Source organism: Bradyrhizobium erythrophlei, from assembly GCF_900142985.1.
In the GTDB taxonomy this organism is placed as follows: Bacteria; Pseudomonadota; Alphaproteobacteria; order Rhizobiales; family Xanthobacteraceae; genus Bradyrhizobium; species Bradyrhizobium erythrophlei_B.
The window spans coordinates 1,217,982-1,232,915 of the sequence record NZ_LT670849.1 but is presented as its reverse complement, the minus strand read 5'-3'; the positions used below and the strand labels follow the sequence as shown (position 1 = coordinate 1,232,915).

General features: G+C 62.8%; 14 protein-coding genes and 1 tRNA gene. 11 read left to right on the top strand and 4 right to left on the bottom strand.

Annotated features, from left to right (window positions below):
• Nucleotides 1-6: 6 nt before the first annotated feature.
• From fliF to BUA38_RS37805, 4 genes are all read right to left on the bottom strand, one after another.
• On the bottom strand, nt 7-1,629 hold the full coding sequence (gene fliF, locus BUA38_RS05690; RefSeq protein WP_072817083.1) for a flagellar basal-body MS-ring/collar protein FliF: 1,623 nt from the start codon (nt 1,627-1,629) through the stop codon (nt 7-9).
• A gap of 186 nt (nt 1,630-1,815) precedes the next feature.
• Nucleotides 1,816-2,091: a DUF1153 domain-containing protein gene (locus BUA38_RS05685; protein WP_002714638.1), complete on the bottom strand. Its 276-nt coding sequence runs from the start codon at nt 2,089-2,091 to the stop codon at nt 1,816-1,818.
• Nucleotides 2,092-2,308: 217 nt separating this feature from the next.
• Nucleotides 2,309-2,989: a flagellar hook assembly protein FlgD gene (locus tag BUA38_RS05680; RefSeq protein WP_072817082.1), complete on the bottom strand. Its 681-nt coding sequence runs from the start codon at nt 2,987-2,989 to the stop codon at nt 2,309-2,311.
• A 19-nt stretch (nt 2,990-3,008) separates the two neighbouring features.
• Complete coding sequence (locus BUA38_RS37805) at nt 3,009-4,652, bottom strand: flagellar hook-length control protein FliK (RefSeq protein WP_072817081.1); 1,644 nt, start codon at nt 4,650-4,652, stop codon at nt 3,009-3,011.
• Between the two features lie 481 nt (nt 4,653-5,133).
• Between BUA38_RS37805 and mnmA the strand changes: the two genes are divergently transcribed.
• From mnmA to BUA38_RS05620, 11 genes are all read left to right on the top strand, one after another.
• Nucleotides 5,134-6,315, top strand: coding sequence for a tRNA 2-thiouridine(34) synthase MnmA (gene mnmA, locus BUA38_RS05670; RefSeq protein WP_072817080.1), 1,182 nt, complete (start codon nt 5,134-5,136; stop codon nt 6,313-6,315).
• Nucleotides 6,316-6,333: 18 nt separating this feature from the next.
• Nucleotides 6,334-6,972, top strand: coding sequence for a class I SAM-dependent methyltransferase (locus tag BUA38_RS05665; protein WP_072817079.1), 639 nt, complete (start codon nt 6,334-6,336; stop codon nt 6,970-6,972).
• A gap of 52 nt (nt 6,973-7,024) precedes the next feature.
• Entirely contained in the window at nt 7,025-7,381 is a 357-nt protein-coding gene (locus tag BUA38_RS05660) for a hypothetical protein (RefSeq protein ID WP_072817078.1), read from the top strand.
• 124 nt (nt 7,382-7,505) lie between these two features.
• Nucleotides 7,506-7,582: transfer RNA gene (locus BUA38_RS05655), tRNA-Met, on the top strand.
• 263 nt (nt 7,583-7,845) lie between these two features.
• A complete protein-coding gene (locus tag BUA38_RS05650; RefSeq protein ID WP_072817077.1) occupies nt 7,846-8,163 on the top strand; it encodes a hypothetical protein in 318 nt (105 codons plus the stop codon).
• 216 nt (nt 8,164-8,379) lie between these two features.
• On the top strand, nt 8,380-10,071 hold the full coding sequence (locus tag BUA38_RS05645) for an FAD-binding protein (RefSeq protein WP_244553200.1): 1,692 nt from the start codon (nt 8,380-8,382) through the stop codon (nt 10,069-10,071).
• Entirely contained in the window at nt 10,068-10,412 is a 345-nt protein-coding gene (locus tag BUA38_RS05640; protein WP_072817075.1) for a 2Fe-2S iron-sulfur cluster-binding protein, read from the top strand. Before BUA38_RS05645 ends, BUA38_RS05640 begins: the two co-directional genes overlap by 4 nt.
• Before the next feature lie 237 nt (nt 10,413-10,649).
• Nucleotides 10,650-11,597 carry a GlxA family transcriptional regulator gene (locus BUA38_RS05635; RefSeq protein WP_072825857.1) on the top strand — a complete coding sequence of 316 codons (948 nt, stop codon included), beginning with the start codon at nt 10,650-10,652 and terminating at the stop codon, nt 11,595-11,597.
• Between the two features lie 257 nt (nt 11,598-11,854).
• Nucleotides 11,855-13,087, top strand: a complete 1,233-nt coding sequence (locus tag BUA38_RS05630; protein ID WP_072817074.1) for an MFS transporter — start codon at nt 11,855-11,857, stop codon at nt 13,085-13,087.
• Between the two features lie 20 nt (nt 13,088-13,107).
• On the top strand, nt 13,108-13,974 hold the full coding sequence (locus tag BUA38_RS05625) for a dihydroorotate dehydrogenase electron transfer subunit (protein WP_083587472.1): 867 nt from the start codon (nt 13,108-13,110) through the stop codon (nt 13,972-13,974).
• A complete protein-coding gene (locus tag BUA38_RS05620) occupies nt 13,971-14,933 on the top strand; it encodes a dihydroorotate dehydrogenase (RefSeq protein WP_072817073.1) in 963 nt (320 codons plus the stop codon). The genes BUA38_RS05625 and BUA38_RS05620 overlap by 4 nt, the downstream gene beginning before the upstream one ends.
• The last annotated feature ends 1 nt before the right edge of the window (nt 14,934 follow it).

Sequence of the window (14,934 nt, the reverse complement as noted above, 5' to 3'; positions counted from 1 at the left end):
TCTGGATCACGCGGCAGGTTCGGACAGCCATTGACGGACAATGGCTGCAGTTTCATTGGGATTGCGTTCGGCGAGTTCGCCGACGCGATGAACGGATTGGGCGTGGACCTGTCCCTGGATCTGGGCCACGTCGATCATTTGAGCGGTGTTGTTGACACCGGGAGCGAGGCTGTTGCCGGTGGGCGCAGCCTGGGCGCTGCCGTCGGCAATCGCCGGCAGTGCGCCTTCGGCAGCAGCCGCGATGACTTCGTCGGCGAGGATGCGCTTGACCAGCGGGCGGATCACCATGAACAGCACGACAAGACCGAGCAGCATCATCACGCCGAGCTCGATGACGTACATGACGTCGTCCTTGGTGAATTGCAGCATCCCGAGCAGGCCCGTGGGCTCGGCGAGCGGCGCTACCACCGGCGATTCGGCAAATCGCAAGTTGACGACCTCGACCTGGTCGCCGCGCTTCTGGTCGAAGCCGATCGCGGAACGCACCAGCGTTGCGATGCGGTCGAGCTGTTCCTTGCTGCGGTCCTGGTAGACCATCTCGCCTTTGTCGTTCTTGGCGTAGCTGCCGTCGACCAGCACGGCGACCGAGATGCGGTTGACCCGCCCGGCCTCGGTGACTTCGGTCTTGGTGGTGCGCGAAATCTCGTAGTTGTTGGTCTCTTCGGTCTTCTTGCTCTGGTCGCGCGCGACCGGGCCGCCGCCGTTCTGCTGATTTCCCGGCAGTTCGTTGTTGACCGTAACCTGCCCGTTGGTTTCGGCGGTGGCGCTGGACTCCTCGCGGGTCTGGCTCGAGCGCAACACACGGCCTTCGGGATCGAACTTGTCGGAAGTCTGGGTGATCTTGTTGTAGTCGAAATCCGCCGAGAGCTGGACGCGCGCCCGGCCCGCGCCGACCACCGACGACACGATCGCCTCGACCTCGTTGCGCAGCCGTTTCTCGAAGGAGTTGCGGCGCTCATCGGCGACCGTATTGTCCTGTTCGCCGCCGGCGCCATCGGCAAGCAACTGGCCGGCTTCGTCGATGATCGAGACCCGCTGCGGCTTCAAGCCGTTGACGGCGGAGGCGACGAGATGCCGGATCGCCCTGATCTGTTGAGCTTCGAGCGCGCCGCGGACGCGCACGACGATCGAGGCCGAAGGTTCGGGGGTTTCGCGCGCAAACAGCGGCCGCTCCGGCAATACCAGGTGGACGCGGGCGGCCTGGACGCGATCGATGGCGCGGATCGTGCGTGCGAGTTCGCCCTCCAGCGCGCGCAAATGATTGATGTTCTGGACGAAACTCGTGGTGCCCAGCGCGTCCGATTTGTCGAAGATCTCGTAGCCGACGCCGCCGCCCTTGGGCAGGCCGCCCTCGGCCAGTTTCATGCGCAGCCGCGTGACCTTGTCCTTTGGCACCATGATCACGGCGCCGTCATTGCGGATCTCGAAGGGAATGGCTTGCCGTTCCAGGTCCTTGATAACCGCGTTGGAGTCTTCAAGGCTGAGGTCGGTGAAAAGCGTCGTCATCTGCGGCGTGGTGACGCGCATGATGACGAACGCGAAGAAGCCGAGCAGGGCGGTTGTCACCGCCACCATCGCCATCAGCCGCGAAGCGCCCAAGCCCCTCAGAAAGCTTACGAGACTCTGCAAACCAACCGCCCCTCAGATCGGTCCCATCAGGGATCGGACCACTGGGCAATTATTGCCTACGGTATGGTTTCGATATGGTTAACAAAGGTAAATGGCCGACGTGAAAGTTCGAAGCGGCAAAAATCGGCTTCGCAGCGCGAGGCCGATTTTCGTTAAATCCGATCAATGGCCGCTTCGGGCCGAAGATTATTGGCGATATTGCTGGATTCGGGTGGTCCGCAGTCCCGCAAGACCATGCTGGTCGATCGAGAACTGCCAGGACAGGAATTCGTCGACGGTCAACGTATAGCGGCTGCAGGCCTCCTCAAGGGAGAGCAGGCCGCCGCGAACCGCGGCAACGACTTCGGCCTTGCGACGGATCACCCATCGCTTGGTTCCCGGAGCGGGCAGATCCGCAATCGTCAGCGGACTGCCGTCGGGCCCGATGACGTATTTTACCCTCGGGCGATGAGGCTCTGTCATGGCGTACTCACAAACTCTAAACCACTGAAACTCACGCTAAACAAACTACGCCCGGCGACTTAAAATTTGCCTAAACCCAAGGCTCCAATACGAATCTCCTTGAAAATGCCAGGTGCAGACGCACGAATGCGGCCCCATCCGGCGTTTGTTAACCGGATGTTAGGCCGCAAAACGCCTGCGAGAGGGTCGCGATGGGCTCTATGCCCTCGTTTTCGCGCTAGTTCACGATGCTCTGGACCTGGTTGACCGTGAAAGTCTGGCCGCCGATCGACAACAGCGGCGGCGACTGCGTGAGGTCGACCGACGAGACCACGCCCTGGATTTCGGTTGAGACCCCAACCGAGTTGCCGGTGGAGTCCTTGCCCGTCGCCGTGAGCGTGTAGGAGCCGTCGGGCTGCTGGGTGCCGTCGGTGCCAAGCCCGTTCCAGGTGAAGGTCTGGTTGTTGCCGGCGTTGGCGTTGATGCTGCTGGTGTAGACGGTCGCGCCCGAGCTGTTGGTAATATTGATGGTGACCGTCGAGGCGGAGGCGATGTTGAGCCCCCAGGCCGCTTTGCTGCTGGTGAGCGATGTGGTGCTGCCCTTGACCACGGCCGTCTTGCCGACGAATTCCAGCGCCTGGCTCGACTGCGCGGTTTGTTGCAGCGACACCAGCGTGGACAGCGAATCGTTGGTATTGATTTGCTGCTGGACGCCGGCGAACTCGACCAGCTGCTGGGTGAACTGGTTGGTGTCGAGCGGGCTGAGCGGGTTCTGATTCTGCAACTGGGTCGTCAGGAGTTGCAGGAAGCTCTGGAAGTTGCCGGCGATCTGCTGGTTGGCGAGCGCGTTGGCGGAGTTCGCCGTCGAACTCGAGCTGGATGATGAGGTCTGCGGGGTCGTTCCTGAAACAACAGTCATGTCATTCTCCTCAAACTCTTTACACTCTGATGTCGACGCCGCCGCTCGATCCGAGCGAACGGCCATAGCTGCGGCCCGCGACGGCGGCAGGAACCGCGTCCTCGTCACTGATGATCAGCCGTTGGGCGTTGGGATTGCTGTCGTTGCCGCTGTTCTGGCCGGATGAAGACTGGTCGCGCAGGCTGAACTGAAGACCGCCGCTGTCGGTCTTCAGGCCCGCATCGTTCAGTGCCTGCTGCAATTGCGGCGCGTCCTGGCGCAGCATCGACAGCGTTTCCGGCTTCTCGACCGTCAGGTGCGAGGTGACCTGACCGTTCTGATCGATCTGGACCCGGACGTCGATCCGGCCGAGATCGGCGGGATCGAGACGGATTTCAAAACTGCTCTTGCCGCTCTTGACGTTGGCGGCAATTTCGATGGCGACGCCGCTCAAGGGCACCGCGCCATTGGCCGCCGATGTCACCGTCAAATTGTTCGCCGAACCAACGGCTGACGTCGAATTGAACTGCGGGGTAAACGTGCCGGCCGCCTGGCTATTGACGTCGGGCACATCCGCCGTCGCAGAGTGCGCAACGTTTGCAGCGGCGTGATCGCGCGCGGCGGGCGCCGGGGTACCGGCATCCGCGGCCGCAGCCTGAATGGCGACGTTCGCCGTCTCCTGCTTGCCGGTGGTCGAAGTTGCAGCGGCATTCTGGCCGGGATCAGTCGTCGTGCCGGGCGCGGTAGGGTCGGTCGTCACTGACGTTTTTGCGGAAGCGTCGGTCGTCGTAGCCTGAGCTTTGGCTTGCGGTGTCTTCGGCGTGACCGGGGTGGTGGCGGCCACTGCCGCTGTGACGGCGGTTGTGTCCGCAGACGTCGTGCTTCCTGCCTGGAGGGTGGTCGTGAAGGTGATGGCGGAAACGGCCGCGGTCTTGGCGGTTGCACCGTTGTCCGGTGTCGTGGTGGACGCGGTGCCGGGATCGGTCTTGTCCGGTGTGGTTGGTCCGGCCGGCGATGCGAGCGGTTGGGAACTCGCCGCGATCGCGGCAGCGGCAATCGCAAGCGGCGCGGTCGGGCCACCGGAGGTCGGCGTTGCCGGCGGCGGCGCATTGGTGGAAGGAACGGATGTCGGAACCGCTACGGCGACCGGAGTGGTCGCGGTGCTAGCGGCCTGTTGCGCCAGAAGGGTGGCGTCGATCGCGGTCGAACCCGTGTCGGTCGCTGTGTCCTTGGACTTCGTATCGGTCGATGGCGTCGAGTCGGACGAGGCCGTCGACGACGACTGGCTCGTGCTGCCGGTCGTCGCGCCGTTCGCGTTCGCCGTCGTGCCGGAACCGGCATTGTTGGCGTCAGACGGCTGGTTGGAATTTGCCGCGTTGTTATTGGAATTGCCGTTAGCTGGCGGCGGAGGCGGCGCATTGTTGTTAGCCGCGGCCGCGTTGTTGTTGGCGTTGCTGTTCGAAGCGTTGTTGGCGGGCGGAAGCGGTTGGTTAGCCGCGTTGTTCTGGGGCTGCGGCGGAGGAGGGGGCGGCAAGGTCGCCGCGGAGCCGGTTTGGGTGTTCTGGTTGACCAGACCCGCAAAAAGATCGTTGGCCGGCGGCGTATTGGCGCGCGTCAGCCAGGCAGGCGCGGCCTGGAACGCGGCATTGGCTGCGGCTGCGGAATCTGGGGTAGCACTGACCACTGGACGGCCTCCGACGAGAAACTTAACCGAGAGGTCAGCAAGGACCGGGCCACCCCGTAATTTTTAAAAACATGATATATTTCAATATCTTGATAATTGATTGGATTTGATTGGGGACGCCCGCGGCCCCATCTTTTCTGCCCGGCGGCAAGATTTGCCGTCCCATATGCGCATGGGGACCGTGTGATTGCTTCGCGCCATCGCGGCCTATATTAAAGTGCAGCTTTCCGGCCGCCCCGAGGGTGAGGCCTCAGGAAAGAACGCCCCGACGCCTCTGACCTAGTGGCGGGAGTGGAGTGGATTTGGCATTCGATATCCTGTTGCCGCGAGTTCTTATAGCGAATGCCAAATCCGAAACTCCACTCAAAACCCATATTTGCCAGTGTCCCTTTGGTTCTGACATTCGTAAAAGAACCCGCAGCGGCCGCGTACGAATGTCAGAACCGGGACACTAGTAGCGCCAAGTTGGTGACTTAAGACCATGCGCAACAGTCTGAATCTCGAAGGCCGTCCCCAGGACACCCGCGTGGTCGTCGCGATGTCGGGCGGCGTCGATTCCTCGGTGACGGCGGCGCTGCTGAAGTCGCAGGGCTACGATGTCGTCGGCATAACCTTGCAGCTCTACGATCACGGCGCGGCGACCCACCGCAAGGGCGCCTGCTGCGCCGGGCAGGACATTCACGACGCGCGCAATGTCGCCGAGCGGATCGGCATCCCGCATTATGTGCTCGATTACGAGAGCCGATTTCGCCAGTCGGTGATCGATAACTTCGCCGAGAGCTACGCCTCGGGCGAGACGCCCGTTCCCTGCATCGAGTGCAACCGATCGATCAAGTTTCGCGATTTGATGGAGACCGCGCGCGAACTCGGCGCCTCCGTGCTGGCGACCGGGCACTATGTTGCCTCGCGCGAATTGGCGGATGGAGAGCGTGCACTCATTTGTGCCGCAGATAGCGATCGCGACCAGAGCTACTTCCTGTTTGCGACCACCCGCGAGCAGCTTCAGTATCTGCGCTTTCCGCTCGGTGACATGACCAAGCCCGAGACGCGCGAACTGGCGCGCCGCTTCGGCCTCGAGGTCGCCGACAAGCATGACAGCCAGGATATCTGCTTCGTGCCGAGCGGCCGCTACACCGATGTAATCGGCCGTCTGCGGCCGAATGCGATCGAACCCGGCGATATCGTCGACCTCGACGGCAACGTCATCGGGACCCATCAGGGCATTATTCATTTCACCGTCGGCCAACGCCGCGGCCTCGGGATTGCGTCGGGCGCGCCGCTTTACGTGGTGAAGCTTGACGCAGCGCACCGCCGCGTCGTCGTCGGTCCGCGCGAGGCGCTGCGCATGGACCGCATCTCGTTGCGCGAAGTGAACTGGATCGGCGACGGTCCGCTCGATCGCGCGGTCGGTGCGGGCCTTGAGATTTTCGTGCGCGTTCGTTCGACGCGTCCGCCGCAGCCGGCGTGGCTGCGTGCCACCGATGACGGCTACGCGGTCGATCTCGTCGCCGGTGAGGAGGGCGTGTCGCCGGGCCAGGCCTGTGTGTTCTACGATGCGCCTTCGGGCCGTGCGCGCGTGCTCGGCGGCGGCTTCATTCAAAGTGCCAGCGCCAAGGCGAAGACGTCGAGGGCAGTTCCGGTCGTCGAGACTGTGCGCGGATAAAAAACTCAGGGCGGGGGAATGGCGTCAGATATCGACCGCGAGGGGGTCGCGAAGGCTTATGGCCGCTGGGCGCCGGTCTATGACCTCGTGTTCGGCAAAGTCTTCGACCAGGGCCGGCAATCGACCATTGCGGAAGCTGATCGGATCGGCGGCCGGGTTCTTGACGTCGGCGTCGGCACCGGCCTGTCGTTGTCCGACTATGCCGCGACCACGAAGATCTGCGGCGTCGACATTTCCGAGCCGATGTTGCGCAAGGCTCAGCAGCGCGTGCGGTCGCTTCGCCTGAAGAACGTCGAGACGCTCGCGGTGATGGACGCCAAGAATCTGGCGTTTGCGGATTCTTCGTTCGATGCGGTGGTCGCGCAATACGTCATCACCGCGGTTCCTGATCCGGAAGGAACGCTCGACGACTTTATCCGGGTGTTGAAACCGGGCGGCGAACTGATCCTGGTCAACCACATCGGCGCCGAAAGCGGCCCGCGCCGCGCCTTCGAGCTCGCCTTTGCGCCGCTCGCCCGCAGGCTCGGCTGGCGGCCGGAATTTCCGTGGGACCGGCTCGTGAACTGGGCGGCCAAACATGGCGGTGTTGTCCTCACCGAACGCCGTCCGATGCCGCCGATGGGACATTTCTCTCTGATCCGTTATCGGAAAACCTGAAGCGTTACCGTCGGCGCACGGAACCAGCGTTCGCGACGTTCGTTTTCGTTGCATGACCAGACATGCGCTTCTTTTCACATTCGTGTTGATGGCTTCTGTGCAGGGCGCGGCGGCGCAGGCGCCGCCTACCGCAACGACGCCACCGGCGCCGACGGCGACCGCCTCAGCCGACGACTGCGCGCCGAACGCCAAATCGGCCATGCGGCGCTTCAACAGCGAACCGGGCACCACCACCGGGCAGGCAGCCGAGCCGCTGGGCGACAAGCTTGCCAGATCCGACGGCGTGTTGTGTCCGCCGCCGGGCATTGACCCGGAAATCCGTGCGCCGACGCCGCCCAATGCCGGCAACACGCCCGTGATTCCGCCGCCCGGAAGCCCCGGCGGCAACCCGAATGTCCGGCCGAAATAGTCCCGCTGCGTCAGGTATTTCCGGTCGAATTCGGGCTTTGCTTGACAGGGCAGGGAGCTACTTCTTATATGCCGCGCGCTCAGCGACTGCGGTCCATATATAATGTCCGCGTTGCCTGCGCCGTGGCGGGGTAGCTCAGCTGGCTAGAGCACGGGAATCATAATCCTGGGGTCGGGGGTTCGAGTCCCTCCCCCGCTACCAAGTTTCTCCGCATTTCAGCCTCCGAACGTCTTCCATTCTCGATTCCGCCAAACGATCTGTCGTCGCATCGAAATCGGAAGCATCGGCCGCACCACAAACGACGCGCGCGGGTTGCGCGAAACCAGCGACGCTTCCGGCGGTTCATCTCGCACATGTGACGGTGGCTGCCGTCCGCCGCGGAACCGGCATTCTTGTATTTTCGTTGGTCGAGAGAAGGTGGCTCGCACCAGCGAAGCCGCGCGAGATTTATCGGGAGGACCGTCATGCAAAAGCAAAAAACAGTCCTGGCAAAAACACTGATGATCGGCGTGCTGCTCTATTCGCCGCTTGCATTCGCCCAGACGAGTGGAAGTCCGGGAGGCGGAGCTCCTTCGACCGGCACACGAACGACGACCGGCATCGCTTCCGATCAAGCACACATTTCGCCGCCTGGCACCAACCGTCCGGGAACCGCGAATTCGTCCGGCGGAACCGTCGGCGCCAACTTCGAACCGCAAGACAGCCGGCGTATCGACACCGAAATCCAGAACGAAAACATTCGGATCGACTCGAAGATCAGCGGTATTTGCCGAGGCTGTTGACGCATCCTCGCGCTTCGCAGGGCGAGCACTGGACCGAGTGATAGTCGTCACGCCTCGACTGGATGCGAGAGGCCGCCCGTTGGGCGGCCTCTTTTTGTGTTCGCCACACGGCCGCGATCTGTGCTTTTATTTTGACGTATTTTCTCAATTGGGCGGGCTTCGGTTCATCGTTGAAAATGCCCCACGAAAAATGCCGCAAAGGATTGGAGTTTGCCGTTGGAAATAACGACCCCTCTTGAAACCGACGTTCTCGTGATCGGTGCGGGTGGGGCAGGGATGTATGCCGCGCTCGAAGCTGCGAAGGCTGGCGCGGATGTGATCCTGGCCGACCGCAGCCTGATCGGCCGTGGCGGTGCCACGGTCATGGCGCAGATGACGGTCGCCGTCGCGCTTGGTGAGCAGACGCCGGATCATTGGGAACATCATCTGGCCGATACGCTGGCCGCTGGCCGCGGCCTCTGCGACGAGAAGCTTGCCGCCATCCTTTGCGAGGACGGTCCGCGGCGCATCCGCGAGATGGACGACTGGAAAGTCGGCTGGGCCCGCGAAGATGGCCATATCAAGCAGGTTCAGGCCCCCGGTCACGACCGCCCGCGCTGCGTCTATGTGGATTTTCTGTCGACCGGACCCGCGGTGTCGAAAACCCTTCGCGCCCAACTGAACGACGCCAACGGCGTTCGCCGGATCGGCGACCTCTTGATCACGGATATCACCGTCCGCGACGGCGAAGCCTGCGGCGCCACTGCGCTTCACGTTTCGAGCGGCCGCATCGTCCCGATTGCCGCAAAGGCCGTCGTGATCGCGACCGGCGGACTGACGAGGCTTTATCGCCGCAACAGCGCTTCGTCCAATATGGGTGGCGACGGTTATGCGCTCGCGCTTCGCGCCGGCGCCGAGCTGATCGACATGGAGTTCGTGCAGTTTTTCCCGATCGGTCACCTTGCGCCGCGGCTCGTTGGCATGGACCCGATCATGTGGGATCCTTTCCGTTACAAGCTCGGCGGCAAGCTGCTGAACGCCGAAATGCGAGAATTCGAGAGCGACTATGCCACCCGTGACACGCGCAGCGACGGCCGCTACGTGCTGACGCGCGACCTTGCGACTTACGCCATCACCAAGGAAGTCGAGGCCGGACGCGGCACGCCGGCGGGCGGCGCCTATCTCAGCTTCCAGCATGTGCCGCCGGAGGAAATACGCCGCGCGTTCGGCCCCGTGGTCGACCGGCTCGCCGCCAACGGCATCGATCTTGCGCATCAGCCGATCGAAGTGGCGCCGATTGCGCATTACCATATGGGCGGAATCCGTGTGGGCGAAACGCTCGAGACGGGTATCGCGGGTCTCTTCGCCTGCGGTGAGGCGATCGGCGGCGCTAACGGCGCCAACCGTCTTTCAGGAAACGCCATCACGGAAAGTTTCGTGTTCGGTGCGCTTGCCGGTCATCGTGCCGCGCTGAAAGCAAAGCAGCGGCCAATACCGTCGTTGGACGCGGCCAACTCCGCCGTCGACTTTCTCCGCAGCGCCGAGCAGCGGGACGCGCCGAACGTCGCCGCCAGCATCGTCGCACTGCAATCCCTGATGGCGGATTATGTCGGACCGTTTCGCACAGAAGATAAGCTCCGTATCGCGATCGATCGTCTCGCAGAAATGACGCGCGATCTTGGAGACCGGCCGCTGGTTTCGTCGTCGGGTAGCTTCGATCCCGTGCTGATCGACTGGCTCGATCTGCGAAGCATGCTGCTGGTGGCGCAGGCCGTGGCATTGCCGGCGCTGTCGCGCACCGAGAGCCGCGGCGCACATCAGCGCGAGGATCATCTTGGTCTCGATGATGCCTGGCAGCTCAACCAGATTGTGGCGATGACGGACCGCGGACTGGACATCAAAACCGCGAAAGAGAAGGCCGCCGCATGAAAGCCTTGCTCTCCATTCAGCGCGGCGAGCCCGACGTGACATCCCGCGTCGAGACCTTCGAGGTCGCGTTCGAGCCTGGTCAGTCCGTGCTCGACGGCTTGCGGATGGTTCGCCGCGATCGCGACCCGTCGCTCGCCTTTCGTTTTTCCTGCATCAATGCCAACGCCTGCAAGGAATGCATGATGCTGATCGACGGCGAGGTGGAATACGCCTGCACCGCGCGCCTGAAGGAAGGAACGACCACGCTCGCGCCCTTGCCGAAAAAGGCGCTGATCCGCGATCTCGTGACCGAAATCGCGCCACCTGACGAACGGCTCGAGCGGCCTCTGCGGCGAAAATGATGGGCTGAGCGCTCTCGCGACACTCAATGACGAGCCGGACTCGTCGCATTTTCCTTCACCTCGTTACTCTGTTGAGCCTGTCGCGCGGCGGTCTGATCGTTCGGCTCCTTCGAATGCTGCGCTCAGTTGACAGCCGTCCTTCAAGCATGCTTGGCTTTGTGTCATAAATGGCATAATTCCCTCGTTTTAGGACATGGGCCTTTTCAGGACATGGACGTCGAACGCAGGAGGACCGCGATGGGCCGTACGATCGGAATCCTGATATTTCCGGATTTTCAGTTGCTCGATGCGGCCGGCCCGATTTCGGTGTTCGAAGTCGCGAGCCGCTTCGCCGGCCGGCGGACGACCATCAAGCCGCTGGCGCTCAACGCTGGCCTGGTCCGGAGTTCTTCCGGTGTGGAAATGATGGCGCAGGGCGTCAAGGATGCGCGCGCGCTGGATATCCTGATCGTCGCCGGCGGCGAGGGGATCTCGGCCGCGATGGTGTCCGAACCGACGCTGACTTTTCTGAAGACCGCAGCGCGCCGGGTGCGAAGGATCGCGAGCGTCTGTTCGGGCGCCTATGTTCTGGCGTCGGCCGGGTTGCTCGACGGCCGCCGCGCCACCACCCATTGGGGACGGACGGCAGATTTCCTCGCCGCGTTTCCCAAGGTGCGGCTGGAGCCAGATCGCATCTTCGTCAAGGACGACAACGTCTGGACGTCGGCCGGCATCAGCGCCGGCATCGATCTGGCGCTGGCGATGGTGGCCGAGGATCACGGCGAGGAAATCGCCAGGGAAACCGCGCGGCAACTCGTCGTCTATCATCGCCGCTCGGGCGGACAGTCGCAATTTTCAATGCTGCTTGAATTAAAGGCGCCGACCGGACGCTTCAAGCCGCTGCTTTCCTGGGCGCGCGAACGGCTCGATCAGCCGCTGACGGTCGAACGAATGGCCGAGCAGGCCCACATGAGTGCGCGCCATTTTACCCGGGCCTTCATCGCCGAAATCGGAATGACGCCAGCCAAGGCCATCGAAAAGCTGCGCATCGAAGCGGCCAAGAGCAGGGTCGAGGATATCGGCGAACCGATCGAGGAAATTGCGCGCAGCACCGGATTTGGCGATCCGGAACGAATGCGCCGCGCCTTCATGCGCGCGTTCGGGCAACCGCCGCAGTCGCTGCGCCGCGTCGCGCGATCGGCGTAAATGCGCTGGGGCCGATAGGCCCTGCCGGCCTCGAAGCGCGGCTTGCGTGCAGGCATCGCTTTTCGATCTCATTTCTCCAATCGGGGTTGGAATTCGGCTCATTTGGTGACCAAATCTCATTATTGATACGAATATAACTTATTTAATATCAGATAGATACGAGTTTGTAGTATAATTTTTGAGATTAATATTGTAATTGATACGAGCTTGTGACAATCTTCCTTTTGTCGGGGAATTCAAACGAGGAGGGGTCACACATGAGTATCACGGCAGACCACGCGGATAGCGTGCCAACGACCGTCGACAGTAATGCATGGAAGGCGCTGGCGGGTTCGGGGCTCGGCTATGCGATGGACGGATTCGATCTTCTTATTCTCGGCTTCATGCTGCGAACGATCGCAGCCGATCTCGGTCTGTCGCAGGCGCAATCGGCGTCGCTGGTGACCGCCACGCTGATTGGCGCGGTGATTGGCGGCATCGGCTTCGGCATGCTGTCGGATCGTCTCGGGCGCGTGCGCGTCCTGACCTGGACCATCGTCGTGTTCGCGGTGTTCACCGGTCTTTGTGCGTTCGCGCAAGGGTATTGGGATCTTCTGTTCTATCGCACCCTCGCCGGCGTCGGCCTTGGTGGTGAATTCGGCATCGGCATGGCGCTGGTCGCCGAAGCCTGGCCGGCATCGAAGCGCGCCCGTGCTTCATCCTATGTCGGCTTGGGCTGGCAGTTGGGCGTGCTCGCTGCAGCCATCGCTACGCCTTTGCTTTTGCCGGTGATCGGATGGCGCGGCATGTTCGCCGTCGGCGTCTTTCCGGCCGTAGCGGCCTATTTCATCCGCGCCTCGCTGCACGAGCCCGAAGTCTTCGTGGAGAAGTCGAAGGACCGGCCGAAAGAGTCGGCGCTGCACCTGCTCGTGAAGGACGGTGAAACCGCCAAGCTCAGCCTCGGCATGGTCATCCTCTGTTCGGTTCAGAACTTCGGCTACTACGGCGTGATGATCTGGCTGCCGAATTATCTGTCGACCCGCTTCGGCTTCGCGCTGACGCAGTCGGCGATGTGGACCTGCGTGACGCTGGCCGGCATGGCGCTCGGCATCTTCATGTTCGGCCATATTGCCGATCGCATCGGCCGCCGGCCGGCGTTCTTCGCCTACATGCTGGGTGCTGCGGTCATGGTGCTGGTTTATTCACGCCTGACCGATCCGATTCAGTTGCTCGTCGTTGGCGCGATCATGGGCTTCTTCGTCAACGGCATGCTCGGCGGCTACGGAGCACTGATCAGCGAGTTGTTCCCGACCGCGGCGCGTGCCACGGCGCAGAACGTGCTGTTCAATATCGGCCGCGGTGTCGGCGGGTTCGGTCCCGTCGTGGTGGGCGCGATTGCGACGGCTTATTCGTTCGAGACCGCGATTGCCGGGCTTGCCGCGCTTTACGTGCTCGACATCCTGGCGATGTGGCTCTTGATCCCTGAGCGCCGCGGCGCCCAGCTCACCTGATGTTTTGATCGGAGGCTGTCATGTCGCTCGATCACCCAACTGTGCCGATGCAGCCGGCGGTAACGCCGCCTGCATCCCGCGCGCCCTGGAAGCCCAGCATCGTTGCCGAGGTCGCCAGGGTCGCCGCCAACACCGCGGTCAACGCCGAGTATCGTCATCTCGTCGTTGATTGCAGCGAGATCGCCGCCGCGGCGCAGCCCGGGCAATTTTTTCAATTGCTCTGTCCGCACCCGGCCGGTGAACAGCCGTTCCTGCGGCGTCCGATGAGCCTCTACGGCGCCGATCCCGTAAAGCGCCAGGTCGAGTTCCTGTACAAGGTGACGGGTGCGGGAACGCGCGGGCTGGATTTGATCCCGCCTGGCGGCACGCTCGACATCATGGGACCGCTCGGGGTCGGCTTCACGCTCGATTCCAGATGGCGGCACATCGTGGCGGTGGGGCGCGGCGCCGGCCTGGCCACCCTCGCGCCACTCGCGAAAGCTGCCAAAGCGAGTGGCACCAAGGTCACCGCGATTTTCAGCGCGCGACGGCCCGAATTGCTGGTGTCGGTCGATCTCTTCAAGAGCAACGGCGCCGACGTCGTGCCGGTCACGGACTCGGAACAGACCAGCGGACCCGGCAATGTCGAACGCATCCTCCGCGGCCTGATCGCGGCAGGAAAATGCGATGCCTTCTTCACCTGCGGATCGAGCCGGCTGATGCGGGTGCAACAGCGGCTGGCCATCGAGTTCGGCCTTCCGGGCCAGGTGGCGATGGAGCAGCAAATGGCCTGCGGCATCGGGCTTTGTTACTGCTGCGTCCGCGACTTCAATGTCGGCGGCGAAATCGTCAACCGCAGGGTCTGCTGGGATGGGCCCGTGTTCGATCTGTTGGAGGCGCTGCCATGATCAAGCCGTTTTCAATCGATCTCTCCGTCAATGTCGGCGGCGTCATACTGCGCAACCCGGTGATGCCGGCATCGGGCACCTTCGCAGAAGGCCTCGACAAGGTGATCGACTTCAACCGTCTTGGCGCCTTCGTGACCAAGACGGTCACGCGGGAGTTGCGCGCAGGCAATCCCTTGCCGCGCGTAGTCGAGCGGCCGGGCAGCCTGATCAACGCCATCGGAATTCCCTCCAAGGGCGTGCCGCATTTCATCGAGAAAATCATTCCGCAATATGTGGCCTATGAACCGCCGCTGGTCGTCAGTATTTCGGCGCCGACGGCGGAGGGGTTCGCCGGTCTTGCGTCCGAATTGTCGTTGCCGGGAGTCTCGGCGATCGAGGCCAATATCTCCTGTCCGAACATCGAGGAGGACGGCAAGGCCTTTGCGATGCGCGCGGAGTCGGCTGAAAAAGTCACGCGGCAGTTGCGCGCCGCGACCAAGCTCCCGCTCTGGGTCAAGCTCACGCCGAACACGGGCGACATTGCCGAAGTCGCGAAGGCGGCGGAGGGCGCGGGGGCGGATGCGGTCGTCGTCGCCAATACGTTCTTGTCGATGGCGATCGACCTGAAGAGTTTCAAGCCGTGCCTTGGCAACATCATGGGTGGCCTGTCGGGCCCCGCGATCAAGCCGATCGTCGTGCGGCAGGTGTTTCAATGCGCCAAGGCGGTCAAGATTCCAATCATCGGCTGCGGCGGAATTTCGTCGGCCGAAGATGCAATCGAATACATGCTCGCCGGCGCCACGGCCGTGCAGGTCGGAACGGCGACCTTCCTGCAACCGGCGGCGATGGTCAGCATCATCGACGGCATCGAGATGTTTTGCCTGCAACGCGAGATCAAGAGCGTGACCGATCTCGTTCATGGCGTCGTGATCGAGGAGGCTGACGATCAGGATCTCGCCTGGCTCAGTCCGCCGACATGAC

What these genes read in the sequence shown, in the direction of transcription:
- BUA38_RS05685 (WP_002714638.1), bottom strand. Translation starts at nt 2,091, where the DNA reads ATGACAGAGCCTCATCGCCCGAGGGTAAAATACGTCATCGGGCCCGAC.
- BUA38_RS05680 (WP_072817082.1), bottom strand. Translation starts at nt 2,989, where the DNA reads ATGACTGTTGTTTCAGGAACGACCCCGCAGACCTCATCATCCAGCTCG.
- mnmA (WP_072817080.1), top strand. Translation starts at nt 5,134, where the DNA reads ATGCGCAACAGTCTGAATCTCGAAGGCCGTCCCCAGGACACCCGCGTG.
- BUA38_RS05665 (WP_072817079.1), top strand. Translation starts at nt 6,334, where the DNA reads ATGGCGTCAGATATCGACCGCGAGGGGGTCGCGAAGGCTTATGGCCGC.
- BUA38_RS05660 (WP_072817078.1), top strand. Translation starts at nt 7,025, where the DNA reads ATGACCAGACATGCGCTTCTTTTCACATTCGTGTTGATGGCTTCTGTG.
- BUA38_RS05650 (WP_072817077.1), top strand. Translation starts at nt 7,846, where the DNA reads ATGCAAAAGCAAAAAACAGTCCTGGCAAAAACACTGATGATCGGCGTG.
- BUA38_RS05640 (WP_072817075.1), top strand. Translation starts at nt 10,068, where the DNA reads ATGAAAGCCTTGCTCTCCATTCAGCGCGGCGAGCCCGACGTGACATCC.
- BUA38_RS05635 (WP_072825857.1), top strand. Translation starts at nt 10,650, where the DNA reads ATGGGCCGTACGATCGGAATCCTGATATTTCCGGATTTTCAGTTGCTC.
- BUA38_RS05630 (WP_072817074.1), top strand. Translation starts at nt 11,855, where the DNA reads ATGAGTATCACGGCAGACCACGCGGATAGCGTGCCAACGACCGTCGAC.
- BUA38_RS05625 (WP_083587472.1), top strand. Translation starts at nt 13,108, where the DNA reads ATGTCGCTCGATCACCCAACTGTGCCGATGCAGCCGGCGGTAACGCCG.
- BUA38_RS05620 (WP_072817073.1), top strand. Translation starts at nt 13,971, where the DNA reads ATGATCAAGCCGTTTTCAATCGATCTCTCCGTCAATGTCGGCGGCGTC.